This is a genomic window from Streptomyces sp. NPDC002018, from assembly GCF_042890865.1.
Classification (GTDB): Bacteria; Actinomycetota; Actinomycetes; order Streptomycetales; family Streptomycetaceae; genus Streptomyces.
This window is the reverse complement of the sequence record NZ_JBIASO010000001.1, coordinates 157,124-171,074: the sequence shown is the minus strand read 5'-3', so window position 1 is coordinate 171,074 and position 13,951 is coordinate 157,124. Positions and strand designations below refer to the sequence as shown.

The window sequence follows — 13,951 nt, the reverse complement described above, 5'->3', positions numbered from 1 at the left end:
CGGAGCAGTTGCGCCGGGCAATGAACTAATAGGCCGCGCGCCCGCGCACACCCCCGCCGCTGACTGAATTTCAGTCAATCTTCGTGGCTCAGTTGGAGATCGCGTTCGGTACGTCCGCCGCCCGCCACCTGGAGGACCGTGGCGACCGGCGGATACCCCGCCGCGATCACCGTGTACTCGCCGGAGGAGAGATCCACGAACCGGAAGGTGCCGTCGGACCCCGTCGTCAGGGTGTCCACCACATTGCCCGCGGCGTCCAGCAGGGTGACCCGTGCGTCCTCGACGGGACGGCCGCCGCCCGCCCGTACCGTACCGCGCAGCACCGCCCCGCCGGCCAGTTCGATGTCCTGCCGGGTCTCGCGCGACGCCTGGACGCTGACCGGAAGCGCCGCGGGCCGGAAGGCGGGGGCGCTGGCGGCGAGGGTGTACTCCCCGGCGACCAGTTCGGAGATGACGTAACCGCCCTCGCGGCCGCTGCGGGTGGACGCCACGACCTCGCCCCGCACATCGGTGAGCGTCACGGCGGCGTCGCGTACCGGGGAGCCGTCGGCGGTGAGCACGGCCCCGGCCAGACGGCCCGCGCCGCCGAGGACCACATCCAGTTCCACGGGCCGTTCGCCGACGGTCACCGTGACGGCCTGGGGCTGGTGTCCCGCCGCCGCCGCGATCATCACATACGAGCCCGAGCCCGGCACACTCAGCGCGTACCGGCCGTCGCCGCCGCTCGCCCCGCGCCCGATCTGCTGCCCGTGGACATCGATGAGGGTGAGGGCGGCGTGGGGCACGTGGGACCCGTCGTGGTGCCGCACGCTGCCGCAGACGGCCACCCCCGAGGTGTACGGCGGGGCCTGCTTCGGCAGGGTGGCCGGGCCCTCCGGGGCGGGGCGCGCGCCGGGAACGGTGGGGGACTCGGCGGCTGAGGCGTTCTGGGACACCAGCGGTTTCTCCTTGAGGAAGAAGGTGATCAACAGGCCGAGGACAAGCACCGGCACGAGATAGAGGAAGATCCGCGGCATGGCGTCCGCGTACGCCTGGACATAGCTGTCGCGGACGGCGGGCGGCAGGGCGTGGATCGCCTGCGGGGTGATGGACTCGGTGTCGGGCAGACCGGTCCCGGCGGGGATGCGGTCGGCGAGCGCGTCGGTGAGCCGGTTGGCGAAGAGGGTGCCGAAGATCGCGGCCCCGACGCTCCCGCCGATCTGCCGGAAGTAGTTGTTGGCGCTGGTGGCGGTGCCGAGGTCGGCGGGCGGCACGGCGTTCTGCACGGCGAGGATGAGTACGGGCATCACCAGGCCCATGCCCAGGCCCAGTACCGCCTGCGCGACACCGCATTCGACCATGGACATATCGGTCCCCAGCCGGGACAGCAGCCACATGCCGGCCACCGAGAGCGCGCCGCCGAGCACCGGATAGATCTTGTAGCGGCCGGTGCGGCTGATGAGCTGTCCGGAGACGAGGGAGGCCAGGACGAGGCCGCCCATCATGGGCAGCATCAGCAGTCCGGACTCGGTGGCGCTGGCTCCGTCGACCATCTGGAGGAAGGTCGGCAGATAGCTGGCCGCGCCGAACAGCGCCACGCCGACGACCGCGCCGACCAGACCGGTGATGGTGAAGACGGAGTCGCGGAACAGCCGCAGCGGGATGACCGGTTCGGCCGCGTAGTGCTCGACGACCAGGAACATCAGGGTGGTTCCGGCGGCGCCCGCGGCGAGGCCCAGGATGACCCGGGAGTCCCAGGCGTACTCGGTCCCTCCCCAACTGGCCAGCAGCACCAGACAGGTGGAGGCGGCGGCGAGCATCAGCGCGCCGAGGACGTCCAGCCGGGCGGGGGCGGTCGGCCTGGGAAGTCTGAGCACCACGGCGACCACGGCGAGGGTGATCAGACCGAAGGGCACATTGAAGTAGAAGCACCAGCGCCAGGAGACATGGTCCGTGAAGAAGCCGCCGAGCAGCGGTCCGGCCACGGAGGCGAGCCCGAACGCGGCGCCGATGAGCCCCATGAAGCGGGCGCGCTCACGGGCGGGCACGATGTCCGCGATGATCGCCTGGACCCCGATCATGAGTCCGCCCGCGCCGATGCCCTGGATGGCGCGGAAGGCGATGAGCTGGTCCATGGTGCGGGACCAGCCGGCCAGCGCGGACCCGATGACGAAGACGATGATCGCGAACTGGAAGACGCCCTTGCGGCCGAAGAGGTCCCCGAGCTTGCCGTAGATCGGCAGACCGATGGTGGCCGTGAGCAGATAGGCGGTGATCGCCCAGGACATCCGGTCCAGGCCCTGGAGTTCACCAACGATCTTCGGCAGCGCCGTGGCCACGATCATCTGTTCCAGCGCGGCCAGCAGCAGGGCGAGCATCAGTCCGACGAAGACCAGACGCACCTGGCGGGGGCTGAGGGGGTCCGCGGGGGCCGCGGGAGCCGCGCCGGCGGCGGAGGGCGGTGGCGGCGGTCCGGCGGTGGCGGCCACGGCCTGCGTCACGGGCGGCGCGGCGCCGTGTTCGGTGCCCTGCTCGCCGTTCTTGACCAGAGTGGTCCCGCCCACGTACTGCTCCCCTCGTCGCACCTGCGCGGCGTCATTCTTCACATTGCACGCCAAGCAGGAGCAAGCGGAAGGCTCTTCCGCTGAACGGGGTGGTGACGGGGGCGGGTTGAGCGGCAAAGCACACGCCGTGGCGCTCATCAGGGGCTTTCCCGCGACGTCTCACGCGGGGGGCGCGCAATGGCGCCGCGGGGAAAACCACTCGAAACGGTGACCTCGGCATTGACATACCGAGACCGGCCGGGACGAGTCGTGCCGACCGGCCGGGTGGGCCGGTCGGGCCACGGTCCGCGGGGATCTCTCCGGACCGTCCGGAGCCTCTCGGCGCCGGAGGAGACCGTCGGGATCCTGCCGGGATCCGCGAGAACGGGCGGACGTCACGCGTTACGCGTCACGCCCCGGCACCGGCCCCGGTCCCCGTCCCGTTCGCGGACGCCGACGGGGTCTCGGTCTCGGCGGCGAGCCGTTCGAGGATGGTGTCGTAGATGCGTCCCAGGCCCTTGGGGGCGAAGGTCCGCTCGAAGAAGCCGCCGATGCCGCCGGCGCCGTCCCAGACCGTGGTGACGACGGCCTTCGAACGGCCCTCTCCGGCCGGTGTGACCGTCCAGGTGGTGACCATCGAGGAGTTGCGGTCCTTCTCCACGAGCCGGCCGTCGCTCGGCTCCGTCACCTCCAGCAGACAGTCGCGCACCCGCCTCTTCGTGGCCTGGAGCTTCCAGTGGACGAGGCTGCCCTCGCCGTCACCGCCCTCCCGTACCTCGTACTCGCTGAAGTGCGCGGGCAGCAGCTTCGCCCGGGTGTTCTCGTAGTCGGCCAGCGCATCGAACACTGTCCCCGGGTCCGCCGCGATGATTCGCTCCGTCGTGGCCTCGACCTGCGCCATGGCTCTTCCTCCAGCACTCGATGTTCGGTGGGGTGCGGCCACCCAACCACCCTCCGGGGCGCCCGCCCAAATCCGTGCCGCAAGCGATCAAGGGAACATGTGTTCTATTCTGAGGGGAGTGCTACCGAGGAGGTACCCATGCGCTGGGACAATCTGGTCGAGAACACCTCAAGGCCGGGAGCGACCGGGGACATCGCGCTCTTCGGGACGGACGCGGTGACCACGCGTACCTTCGACACCCCCGAATTCCGCGGGATCACCTTCCACGAGATCCGTGCCCGTTCGATCGTGAACAAGGTTCCGGGTGCGTCCCGTATGCCGTTCGAATGGACGGTGAACCCGTACCGCGGCTGCACCCACGCCTGCGTCTACTGCTTCGCCCGCAAGACCCACAGCTATCTGGACCTGGACACGGGTCTGGGCTTCGACTCCCAGATCGTCGTCAAGATCAACGCACCGGAGCTGGTCCGGCGCCAGCTCGCCTCGCGCCGCTGGCAGGGGGCGCATATCGCGATGGGCACCAATGTCGACTGCTACCAGCGCGCGGAGGGGCGGTACCGGCTCATGCCGGGCATCATCAGCGCGCTGCGCGACCGCGCCAACCCCTTCTCCATCCTCACCAAGGGCACGCTGATCCTGCGCGATCTGGAACTGCTGCGGGAGGCGGCCTCCGTCACCGAGGTGGGGATCTCGGTCTCGGTCGGCTTCATCGACCAGGAGCTGTGGCGCACGGTCGAACCCGGTACGCCCTCCCCCGAGCGCCGGCTCGACGTCGTGCGCGCGATGGCCGGGAACGGCATCGGCTGCGGGGTGCTGATGGCGCCGGTCATCCCCTTCCTGGGGGACGGCCCCGACCAGCTACGGGCGACGGTACGGGCGATAGCGGCGGCCGGTGCCACCTCCGTGACACCGCTCGTGCTGCATCTGCGGCCGGGCGCGCGCGAGTGGTTCATGGCCTGGCTGGAGCAGCACCATCCGTATCTGGTGGCGCGCTACGAGCGGCTGTACGCGGAAGGGGCCTACGCGCCCAAGTGGTACCAGCGCCGGATCACCCGGCAGGTGCACGAACTGGCGGACGAGTTCGGCATCGGACCCGCGAGCAGGGGCGAGGCCCGGCGTATCCGCGACCCCCGGGACACCGACGGTGCCGGCCGGACCGCCAGGGTCGACCGGACCGACCGGGACGACCGGACGGGGCGGCCGGGCCTGCCGGTCCGGCCGGGCGCCACCCAGCTCACACTGCTGTGAACCCGGACCGCTCGGGCGGGCGCCGAAACCCCTTGGCCCGCTGACGGCGCCGTCGGCGAGGATGACCGCATGAGCGGCCCGAGCACCGATCCGACCAGTGACCCGAGCAGTGATCCGAGCAGTGATCCGAGCAGTGACCCGGCCGGCGATCCGGCCGGCGGCTCCGCGTCCGGCCCGGCCGGCGGTCCGGCGGCCGGCCCGGCGGGTGCCCCCGTCCGTATCCGCGCGATGACCGCCGACGACTGCGAAGCCGTCGCCACGGTCCGGGTACGCGGCTGGCGGTACGCGTACGCGGGCCTGATGCCGCAGGCGTATCTGGACGCGATGAGCGTCGAGGAGGACGCGGCCCGGCGCCGGGAGTATCTGGTCGGGGGCGAGGGCCGAGTGACCGATCTGGTGGCGGAGGCGCGGGGCCGGGTGATCGGCTGGGGCTGCTGCGGACCGAGCCGCGACGCGGACGCGCCGGCGGGGTCGGCGGAACTGTACGCGCTCTATGTGCTGCCCGAGCGGCTCTCCACCGGGGTCGGCAGGGCGCTGATGGACGCGCTGGCCGAGAGGGCCGTGGCCGGGGGCGCGTCCGCTCTGCTGCTGTGGGTCCTCGCGGACAACGAACGGGCCCGCCGCTTCTACGCGAAGGCGGGCTTCGCGCCCGACGGCGCGCGGGAGCCGTTCGAGGTGGGCGGGGTCGAGGTGCCCGAGGTGCGTTACGCGAGACGGCTGAGCGCGTCCTCGGCGGCGCCGCCCAGCCGAGGATGATCCCGGGCGGCCTCCAGCACGGCACGCGCGCGGCCGTCCCCGAGCCGGCCCAGACCCTCGACACAGGCGAGCGCCACCCGCCAGTGCGGCTCGTCCGGCGCGAGCAGCCGCTCCAGCGTCATGATCAGCGCGGGAACGGACTCGGGCGCGCGTAACTCGGTGAGCAGTCGTACGGGATGGAGCGCGTAGGCCGTGCGGAGACCGTTGGTGGCGAGCGCGGCGGCGGCCCTGGGGGTACGCGGGTCACCGAGCCCGGCGAGGGCGTGGGAAGCGGCGGCACAGCGCTCGGGGTCACGGTGGTTGAGCAGCAGCACCAGCGTCTCGAACGCCCGCCGGTCGCCGGCGCGGCCGAGCCGGAACGCGGCGAACTCCCGTGCCCACAGCGGCTGTTCAGGGGCGGTGAGGACGGCGGCCAGTTCCTCGGGGTCCTCGGTGGCGATGAGCCGCTCGCATGCCTCGGACCCACCGGACTCGTCCCGCACCCGGTCCACGAGCGAGCGGAGGTCCTCATCCATATGGCCCAGCGTATGTCGCGGACTGTCGTGACCCAGCGCACAGCGACCCAGCTCTGGCGCGCTCGTTACCCGTCGGTTAATCTCAGATGAGCGGGAAAACCCCGTGGCTCCCGATGGCCTGGTGACGCAGCCGTCGTGAGCGCTGTCGGTTCAGCACCCTCGCGGTCCGGCCCGTCCGGACCGTATGGACGGCGCGACCCCGGAACAGGGTCCGCCGGCCCCTCCGCGCCCCGCTTCGGCCGCGGGCGCTCGCCGCACGACGGCGGCGCGCCCCTTTCGCGCCCTTCCTCAGTCGTCACTCATCCTCTGGAGTCCCCTGATGGACATCCCTCTCTCCACCGTCGCCGTCGTCGGTCTCGGCACCATGGGGACCGGTATCGCCGAGATCCTCGCCCGCGCCGGCCGTGAGGTCGTCGGCATCGACATCAGCGACCTCGCCGCCGCCCGGGCCGTCGCCTCGCTCGAAGCGTCCACCGCGCGGGCCGTGGAGCGCGAGCGGCTCACCGAGGAGGAGCGGCGCACGGTCCTCGCCCGGTTCCGTACCTTCTCCGATCTGCACGCCGCCGCCGGCGCCGATCTGGTGATCGAGGTGGTCCCGGAGTCGTACGACATCAAGCAGGGGGTCCTCCGGGCCCTGGACGGCATCGTCGGCCCCTCGACCATCCTCGCGACCGGCACCAACGCGCTCTCGGTGACCCGGCTGGCCGCGGACTCGGCGCACCCCGAGCGCGTGCTCGGCCTGCACTTCTTCAATCCGGCCCCGGCAATGAAGCTGGTGGAGGTGGTCTCCTCGGTCCTCACCGCCCCCCGGGCCGTGGCGGCGGTCACCGCGCTCGCCCGGGAGCTGGGCAAGGAGCCGGTCGCGGTGGGCGACCGGCCCGGCTTCGTCGCCGACGGGCTGCTCTTCGGCTATCTCAACCAGGCCGCCGCGATGTACGAGGCCAAGTACGCCTCCCGCGAGGACATCGACGCGGCGATGAGGCTGGGCTGCGGACTGCCGATGGGACCGCTCGCGCTGCTCGACCTGATCGGCGTGGACACCGCGCGCACGGTGCTGGACGCGATGTACGCGGCCTCGCACGACCGGCTGCACGCCCCCGCGCCCGTTCTCGGACAGCTCAGCGACGCCGGGCTGACCGGCCGCAAGTCCGGGCGCGGCTTCTATACGTACGAGGGTCCCGGCAGCGGCACGGTGGTGCCGGACGCGCTCACCCCGCCGCAGGCCGCCCGGCCCGGCTCAGACGGCCCGGACGATCCCGGCGGATCCGGCGGCCCCGGCCGGTCCGGAGGCCGGGCCAGGCCCGTCCGCACGGTCGGCGTCGCGGGCTCCGGCACCATGGCGAGCGGGATCGCGGAGGTCTTCGCCACAGCGGGCTTCGACGTGGTGCTCGCGGCCCGTACCCCCGAGAAGGCGGCGGACGCCGTGGGCCGTGTCGCCCAGTCCCTCAGGCGCTCCGTGGACAAGGGCCGGCTGACCACCGAGGCGCGGGACCGGGCCCTCGCGCACATCACCCCGGCCGATTCCCCGGACGCCTTCGCCGAGGCCGATCTCGTCATCGAGGCCGTGGCCGAGGACCTGGAGATCAAGCGGCAGCTCTTCGCCACGCTGGACAAGGTCTGCCGGCCGGGCGCGGTGCTGGCCACGACGACCTCCTCGCTGCCCGTGGTCGCCTGCGCCCGCGCGACCTCACGCCCGCAGGACGTGATCGGGATGCACTTCTTCAACCCGGCCCCGGCGATGAGACTGGTCGAGGTGGTCCGTACGGTCCTGACCGACGACGAGGTCCACGCCACCGCCCGCGCCGTCGCCACGGCCGTCCGCAAACACCCGGTGGACTGCGGCGACCGCGCCGGTTTCATCGTGAACGCGCTGCTCTTCCCGTATCTGAACAACGCGGTCAAGATGGTCCAGGAGCACTACGCGACGCTCGACGACATAGACGCCGCGATGAAGCTGGGCGGCGGCTATCCGATGGGCCCCTTCGAGCTGCTGGACGTGGTCGGTCTGGATGTCTCGCTGGCGATCGAACAGGTTCTGCACCGCGCGTTCCGTGACCCGGGGCTGGCCCCGGCTCCGCTGCTCGAACATCTGGTGGCCGCGGGCTGTCTCGGCCGTAAGACGGGGCGCGGCTTCCGCGAATACGCCGGACGCTGAGCGCGGACCGGCTCCGGGGCGGGGCCGGCCGTCGTGCCGGGCGCTCCGCCCCCGCGGGCGCGCCCACCCGCGCCGATGCAGTACGTTCACCTCATGTCCCAGCCCGCCAAGTCCTCCCGTACCAGCACCAGGAACGATGTTCCGGAGAGCGCCGCGGGCACCCGCGCGGCCGCGCAGCGGCTGAAGATGCGCCGGGAACTGGCGACCGCGGCGATGGAGCTGTTCGCGACCAAGGGGTACGAGGCGACGACCGTCGACGAGATCGCCGCCGCGGCCGGGGTCGCCCGCCGGACCTTCTTCCGGCACTTCCGCTCCAAGGAAGAGGCGATCTTCCCCGACCACGACGACACGCTCGTACGGGCGGAGGCGGTGCTCAACGCCGCGCCGGCCCATGAGCATCCGCTGGACACGGTCTGCCGGGGCATCAAGGAAGTCATGCGGATGTACGCGGCCTCCCCCGCGGTCTCCGTGGAGCGCTACCGCCTCACCCGAGAGGTGCCCACGCTCCGGGAGCGCGAGATCGCCTCGGTGGCCCGCTACGAGCGCCTGTTCACCCGCTATCTGCTGGGTCACTTCGACGAGCGCGACCACACCGACGGCAACGACGACCCGCTGCTGGCGGAGGTGGCCGCGTCCGCCGTCGTCACCGCGCACAACCATGTGCTGCGCCGCTGGCTGCGGGCCGGCGGCCAGGGCGATGTGGAGGCGCAGCTCGACCGGGCCTTCGCGATCGTGCGGGACACCTTCGGCGCCGGCATCGGCGCGGGCCGGACCATCGGCGGCAAGCCGGAGCACGCGGTGGCCACCACCCGCACCAGTGGGGATGTCCTGGTGACGGTGGCGCACACGGACGCCCCGCTGGACGAGGTCATGCGGACCATCAAGCAGGCACTCCGGGGCGCCGGGGCGTAGCCCCTCCCCCTCCTCCGGACACGTCCGCGCTCTTCCCGGCCCACCGGGCGGTTCCCGCCGCCTCCCTCGCGTCACGGTCGCCCGTTCGGCTCCATGATCGCGCACAGCACACCCTGCGCCCATATGGTCACATGAGGCGATACTCCCTGCGGAGGGAGCGGTACTGATTGCTCATGCGAGTCGCACCGGTGACAAGTGAGAGAGATTTTTGGCACCCAGTGCCTTGCCACGTGTCACGGAGTGCCATAACGTGAAGTTGTCCGGCTGTTCCCACGAGCCCTCCCGCTCGTGTGCCAGGACGCCTGCGTCACAGGCACCCTCCCGCGCTCACCCGGCGCCGCCGATCAGCACGATCAGCCACCCGTCGGTCAGCACTACCCGCTGATCAGCGGCGCCCGCCGAACCGACGGCACTCCTCCACCGCACACCAGCAAGCAGCCCCCTTGCATCTCGCTCCCTCAGCTTCGCCGGAGGCACCACCGTGAAGGAAATCCTGGACGCGATCCAGTCGCCGGACACCACGTCCGCCGACTTCGCCGCACTGCCCGTCCCCGGTTCGTACCGCGCGGTGACCGTGCACAAGGACGAGACCGAGATGTTCGCCGGTCTCCCCACGCGGGAGAAGGACCCCCGCGCCTCGCTCCATCTCGACGAGGTGCCGGTGCCCGAACTCGGTCCCGGCGAGGCCCTCGTGGCCGTCATGGCCAGCTCGGTGAATTACAACTCGGTCTGGACCTCGATCTTCGAGCCGCTGCCGACCTTCGGTTTCCTGGAGCGGTACGGCAAGGTCAGCGAGCTCGCCAAGCGGCACGACCTGCCGTACCACGTCATCGGCTCCGACCTCTCCGGCGTCGTGCTGCGCACCGGCCCCGGCGTCAACGCCTGGCGGCCGGGCGACGAGGTCGTCGCGCACTGTCTCTCCGTCGAGCTGGAGTCGTCCGACGGCCACAACGACACGATGCTCGACCCCGAGCAGCGGATCTGGGGCTTCGAGACCAACTTCGGCGGTCTGGCGGAGCTGGCCCTGGTGAAGTCCAACCAGCTCATGCCCAAGCCCCAGCATCTGAGCTGGGAGGAGGCGGCGGCGCCCGGCCTGGTCAACTCGACCGCGTACCGCCAGCTCGTGTCCCGCAACGGCGCCGGGATGAAGCAGGGCGACAACGTCCTGATCTGGGGCGCGAGCGGCGGACTCGGCTCGTACGCCACGCAGTTCGCGCTTGTCGGCGGGGCCAACCCGGTCTGTGTGGTCTCCAGTGACCAGAAGGCGGAGATCTGCCGGCGGATGGGCGCCGAGGCCATCATCGACCGCACCGCCGAGGACTACCGGTTCTGGAAGGACGAACACCACCAGGACCCCCGCGAGTGGAAGCGCTTCGGCAAGCACATCCGCGAACTGACCGGCGGCGAGGACGTGGACATCGTCTTCGAGCACCCGGGCCGTGAGACCTTCGGCGCGAGTGTGTATGTCACGCGCAAGGGCGGCACGATCGTCACCTGCGCCTCGACCTCCGGCTACACCCACGAGTACGACAACCGCTATCTGTGGATGTCCCTGAAACGGATCGTGGGTTCGCACTTCGCCAACTACCGCGAGGCGTGGGAGGCCAACCGGCTGGTCGCCAAGGGAAAAATCCACCCCACCCTGTCGAAGGTGTACGCCCTGGAGGACACCGGCCAGGCCGCGTACGACGTGCACAGCAACCGCCATCAGGGCAAGGTCGGTGTGCTGGCGCTGGCGCCCCGTGAGGGTCTGGGTGTACGCGACGAGGAGATGCGGGCACGGCACATCGACGCCATCAATCTGTTCCGTGACACGTCCGACGAGCGAGACGGACGGCCGCGCGTCGCCGCCGCGGCCGCTGCCACCACCGCAGCTGCCGCCGCCGTCACCACCGAAGCCTGAGGGCCCGGCCATGACCGACCGCCGGAAGGACCGGCCCTGGCTCATGCGGACCTACGCCGGTCATTCGACCGCCGAGGCGTCGAACGAGCTGTACCGGCGCAATCTCGCCAAGGGGCAGACGGGCCTGTCCGTCGCGTTCGACCTGCCCACGCAGACCGGCTACGACCCCGATCACCTCCTCGCCCGGGGCGAGGTCGGCCGGGTCGGCGTCCCGGTCTCCCACCTCGGCGACATGCGCCGGCTGTTCCAGGACATCCCGCTGGAGCGTACGAACACCTCGATGACCATCAACGCCACCGCGATGTGGCTGCTGGCGCTCTACCAGGTGGTCGCGGAGGAACAGGGCGCGGACATCGCCGCCCTCCAGGGGACGACACAGAACGACATCGTCAAGGAGTACCTCTCGCGCGGGACCCATGTCTTCCCGCCGGGGCCGAGTCTGCGGCTGACCACCGACATGATCACCTACACGGTGAACCACATCCCCCGGTGGAACCCGATCAACATCTGCAGCTACCACCTCCAGGAGGCGGGGGCGACGCCGGTCCAGGAGATCGCCTACGCGATGTCCACCGCGATCGCCGTGCTCGACGCGGTGTTCGCGTCCGGGCGTATCCCCGAGGAGCGCAAGGGGGAGGTGGTCGCCCGGATCTCGTTCTTCGTCAACGCCGGGGTCCGTTTCGTCGAGGAGATGTGCAAGATGCGGGCCTTCTCCCGTATCTGGGACGAGATCACCCGTGAGCGGTACGGCATCGAGAACGCCAGGCAGCGCCGCTTCCGCTACGGCGTCCAGGTCAACTCCCTCGGGCTGACCGAGGCCCAGCCGGAGAACAACGTCCAGCGGATCGTCCTCGAAATGCTGGCGGTGACCCTCTCCAAGGACGCCCGTGCCCGCGCCGTACAGCTCCCGGCCTGGAACGAGGCGCTGGGGCTGCCGCGGCCCTGGGACCAGCAGTGGTCCCTGCGGATACAGCAGGTGCTCGCGCACGAGAGCGATCTGCTGGAGTACGAGGACCTCTTCGACGGCTCACGGGTCGTCGAGGAGAAGGTGTCCGCCCTGGTCGCGGGGTCCCTGGAGGAGATCGACCGGATCCAGGCGATGGGCGGCGCGATGGCGGCCGTCGAGTCCGGCTATCTCAAGTCGGAGCTGGTCGCCTCGCACGCCGGACGCCGGGCGAGGATCGAGTCGGGCGAGGAGCTGATCGTCGGGGTCAACTGCTACGAGTCCACGGAGCCCAGTCCGCTCACCGCCGATCTCGGCACCGCCATCATGACGGTCGACCCGGCGAACGAGGCCCGGGTGGTGGCGGCGCTGCACACCTGGCGGGACAGCCGGGACGAGGCCCGCGCCACCGAGGCGCTGACCGCGCTGAAGAAGGCCGCCGCGGGCACCGCCGATCTGATGCCCGCCACCGTGGAGTGCGCGCGGGCCGGGGTGACGACCGGGGAGTGGTCCTGGGCGCTGCGGGACGTCTTCGGGGAGTTCCGCGCGCCGACGGGGGTGAGCGGCGCGCCGGTCGCGGTGACGGCGGAGCCGGGCACCCCGCTCGCCGTGGTCCGGGACGCCGTCGCCCGTACGGCCCGTGACCTGGGCGCGGGCAGGCTGCGGCTGCTGGTCGGCAAGCCCGGTCTGGACGGCCACTCCAACGGCGCCGAGCAGATCGCCGTCCGCGCCCGCGACGCCGGCTTCGAGGTCGTCTACCAGGGCATCCGGCTGACGCCCGAGCAGATCGTCGGTGCCGCCCTCGCCGAGGACGTGCACTGTGTGGGCCTGTCGATCCTGTCCGGCTCGCATGCCGCGCTGGTGCCCGACGTACTGGCGCGGCTGCGCGAGGCGGGCGCGGGCGACATCCCGGTGATCGTGGGCGGGATCATCCCGAACGGTGACGCCGTGGAGCTGCGGGCGGCCGGGGTGGCCGCCGTCTTCACCCCGAAGGACTTCGGGATCACCGAGATCATCGGCCGTATCGTCGACGAGATCCGGAAAGCGAACAAGCTCGACCCCTTGGAGGTCCTCGCATGACCGCGCCTGCCACGTCCGCCCCGTCCGCCCCGTCCGCCCCGCAGACGGCGGGAGCCGCCGCGAACCGGCTGCGTCCGCGCCGCTCCTGTCTGGCCGTACCGGGCTCGAACCCGCGCTTCCTGGAGAAGGCCCAGGGCCTCCCGGCCGATCAGGTCTTCCTCGATCTGGAGGACGCGTGTGCGCCGCTCGCCAAGGAGGGTGCCCGGCACACCATCGTCGACGCGCTGAACAAGGGCGACTGGACGGGCAAGATCCGCGTCGTACGGGTCAACGACTGGACGACGCACTGGACCTACCGCGATGTGATCACGGTCGTGGAGGGCGCGGGCCACAACCTCGACTGTGTGATGCTGCCCAAGGTCCAGGACGCCCAGCAGGTGGTCGCCCTCGATCTGCTGCTCACCCAGATCGAGAAGACGATGGGCTTCGAGGTCGGCAGGATCGGGATCGAGGCGCAGATCGAGAACGCCAGGGGCCTGGTCAACGTCGACGAGATCGCCGGCGCGTCCCCGCGGCTGGAGACCATCGTCTTCGGCCCCGCGGACTTCATGGCCTCGATCAATATGAAGTCGCTGGTGGTCGGGCAGCAGCCGCCCGGCTACGGCGCGGACGCCTACCACTACATCCTGATGCGCATCCTGATGGCGGCCCGTACACATGATCTCCAGGCGATCGACGGCCCGTATCTCCAGATCCGGGACGTGGACGGCTACCGCGAGGTGGCGGGCCGTGCGGCGGCGCTCGGGTACGACGGCAAGTGGGTGCTGCACCCGGGCCAGATCGAGGCGTCGAACGAGATCTTCTCGCCCTCCCAGGAGGACTACGACCACGCCGAGCTGATTCTCGACGCGTACGACTACTACACGTCGGAGGCGGGCGGCAAGAAGGGCTCCGCGATGCTCGGCGACGAGATGATCGACGAGGCGAGCCGCAAGATGGCGCTGGTCATCTCGGGCAAGGGGCGCGCCGCCGGGATGCGGCGCACCACCGCCTTCGAAGCCCCGGAGGTGTGAGGG

9 protein-coding genes and 1 pseudogene are annotated in these 13,951 nt (G+C 71.2%); 7 read left to right on the top strand and 3 right to left on the bottom strand.

Annotation, left to right across the window (positions count from 1 at the left end; all coding sequences use genetic code 11):
- Window positions 1-74: 74 nt before the first annotated feature.
- A complete protein-coding gene (locus ACFYYH_RS00775; protein WP_388544016.1) occupies window positions 75-2,543 on the bottom strand; it encodes an MFS transporter in 2,469 nt (822 codons plus the stop codon).
- 388 nt (window positions 2,544-2,931) lie between these two features.
- Window positions 2,932-3,423 (bottom strand): SRPBCC family protein, encoded by a 492-nt coding sequence (locus ACFYYH_RS00770; RefSeq protein ID WP_388544014.1) that lies wholly within the window; start codon window positions 3,421-3,423, stop codon window positions 2,932-2,934.
- 138 nt (window positions 3,424-3,561) lie between these two features.
- On the opposite strand from ACFYYH_RS00770, the gene ACFYYH_RS00765 reads away from it, so the two are divergent.
- The gene (locus ACFYYH_RS00765; protein WP_388544011.1) at window positions 3,562-4,671 is read left to right on the top strand and encodes an Rv2578c family radical SAM protein; all 1,110 of its coding nucleotides are present in this window, start codon (window positions 3,562-3,564) and stop codon (window positions 4,669-4,671) included.
- A gap of 69 nt (window positions 4,672-4,740) precedes the next feature.
- Window positions 4,741-5,427, top strand: a complete 687-nt coding sequence (locus ACFYYH_RS00760) for a GNAT family N-acetyltransferase (protein WP_388544009.1) — start codon at window positions 4,741-4,743, stop codon at window positions 5,425-5,427.
- Here the strand turns inward: ACFYYH_RS00760 and ACFYYH_RS00755 are convergent.
- Window positions 5,376-5,942 (bottom strand): adenylosuccinate lyase, encoded by a 567-nt coding sequence (locus ACFYYH_RS00755; protein WP_388544006.1) that lies wholly within the window; start codon window positions 5,940-5,942, stop codon window positions 5,376-5,378. The genes ACFYYH_RS00760 and ACFYYH_RS00755 overlap by 52 nt on opposite strands.
- 319 nt (window positions 5,943-6,261) lie before the next feature.
- Between ACFYYH_RS00755 and ACFYYH_RS00750 the strand changes: the two genes are divergently transcribed.
- The 5 genes and pseudogenes from ACFYYH_RS00750 to ACFYYH_RS00730 all read left to right on the top strand — a co-directional run bounded on the left by ACFYYH_RS00750 (window position 6,262) and on the right by ACFYYH_RS00730 (window position 13,948).
- A complete protein-coding gene (locus ACFYYH_RS00750) occupies window positions 6,262-8,097 on the top strand; it encodes a 3-hydroxyacyl-CoA dehydrogenase family protein (RefSeq protein ID WP_388544004.1) in 1,836 nt (611 codons plus the stop codon).
- A gap of 93 nt (window positions 8,098-8,190) precedes the next feature.
- Window positions 8,191-9,009, top strand: coding sequence for a TetR family transcriptional regulator (locus tag ACFYYH_RS00745; protein ID WP_388544001.1), 819 nt, complete (start codon window positions 8,191-8,193; stop codon window positions 9,007-9,009).
- A gap of 481 nt (window positions 9,010-9,490) precedes the next feature.
- Window positions 9,491-10,822, top strand: a pseudogene (gene ccrA / locus ACFYYH_RS00740) (crotonyl-CoA carboxylase/reductase); the annotation flags it as partial.
- A gap of 100 nt (window positions 10,823-10,922) precedes the next feature.
- On the top strand, window positions 10,923-12,935 hold the full coding sequence (locus ACFYYH_RS00735; protein WP_388543999.1) for a protein meaA: 2,013 nt from the start codon (window positions 10,923-10,925) through the stop codon (window positions 12,933-12,935).
- Window positions 12,932-13,948, top strand: coding sequence for an HpcH/HpaI aldolase/citrate lyase family protein (locus ACFYYH_RS00730; RefSeq protein WP_388543996.1), 1,017 nt, complete (start codon window positions 12,932-12,934; stop codon window positions 13,946-13,948). Before ACFYYH_RS00735 ends, ACFYYH_RS00730 begins: the two co-directional genes overlap by 4 nt.
- Window positions 13,949-13,951 lie beyond the last annotated feature (3 nt).

Bases quoted from the DNA above. Each gene is read 5' to 3' on its own strand.
- ACFYYH_RS00770 (WP_388544014.1), bottom strand. From the start codon at position 3,423: ATGGCGCAGGTCGAGGCCACGACGGAGCGAATCATCGCGGCGGACCCG.
- ACFYYH_RS00730 (WP_388543996.1), top strand. From the start codon at position 12,932: ATGACCGCGCCTGCCACGTCCGCCCCGTCCGCCCCGTCCGCCCCGCAG.
- ACFYYH_RS00765 (WP_388544011.1), top strand. From the start codon at position 3,562: ATGCGCTGGGACAATCTGGTCGAGAACACCTCAAGGCCGGGAGCGACC.
- ACFYYH_RS00750 (WP_388544004.1), top strand. From the start codon at position 6,262: ATGGACATCCCTCTCTCCACCGTCGCCGTCGTCGGTCTCGGCACCATG.
- ACFYYH_RS00745 (WP_388544001.1), top strand. From the start codon at position 8,191: ATGTCCCAGCCCGCCAAGTCCTCCCGTACCAGCACCAGGAACGATGTT.
- ACFYYH_RS00755 (WP_388544006.1), bottom strand. From the start codon at position 5,942: ATGGATGAGGACCTCCGCTCGCTCGTGGACCGGGTGCGGGACGAGTCC.
- ACFYYH_RS00735 (WP_388543999.1), top strand. From the start codon at position 10,923: ATGACCGACCGCCGGAAGGACCGGCCCTGGCTCATGCGGACCTACGCC.
- ACFYYH_RS00760 (WP_388544009.1), top strand. From the start codon at position 4,741: ATGAGCGGCCCGAGCACCGATCCGACCAGTGACCCGAGCAGTGATCCG.